Annotated in this window: 1 pseudogene; it reads left to right on the forward strand. The window is 62.2% G+C overall.

The features are described 5' to 3' along the window. Nucleotides 1-138: 138 nt before the first annotated feature. A pseudogene (locus tag ACRYR9_RS19885) lies at nt 139-587 on the forward strand (PD-(D/E)XK nuclease family protein); the annotation flags it as partial.

The following is a 587-nucleotide window of genomic DNA, read 5'->3' on the forward strand; positions in this document are numbered from 1 at the left end:
GGACTCAGCCTAGACGGTCGCCAGGGACCCTCACTCAAGAACACACTCAACGAACCTGTTGTTGGGCGGATGGGCCTACTTGGACTCCTCGAGATGTACCTGGGTCTAAGCAGGCCAGAGGTTTCCCAGGCTCGCCGCGTGACGAGCTACCTGGGCCACTTGAGAAGGCATGCCGACCGGCCCCGCTTCTACAGCCGGTCTTTGGAAGCTGATTGCGTTGGAACAAGCGCCCGTCTGTTGGCTTGGCGCGATGAATGGCGCCTGGCTGGCTGGGACGGCTCCACGCCAGCCGATGGTCCAAGAAGGCTCCAAGAAATGGCACTGGTCGAGCAGTCGGCCTTTGGCGACATTCCGCCCGGCGAAGCCGAGCGCCTCACCGAGGTGTTGACCAGTCTGGCTACTGAACGCACCCCGATTCAGACCGTACTGCTGGTGGACCCATTAGAAAGTTTCCCAGCGGTCTGGCGAAGGGTCTTGGCCCTGCTGCCGAACGTCACACAGTGGCAACCTGAACCCCAGGGGGCTGGACAGCTTCGTCAGTTGCAGGAGCGCGCCGTTCAAGCGCTGCAGGATGGGCAGCTCGAAGC

Origin of the sequence: Kineococcus auxinigenes (assembly GCF_050871525.1) — a bacterium.
GTDB lineage: Bacteria > Actinomycetota > Actinomycetes > Actinomycetales > Kineococcaceae > Kineococcus.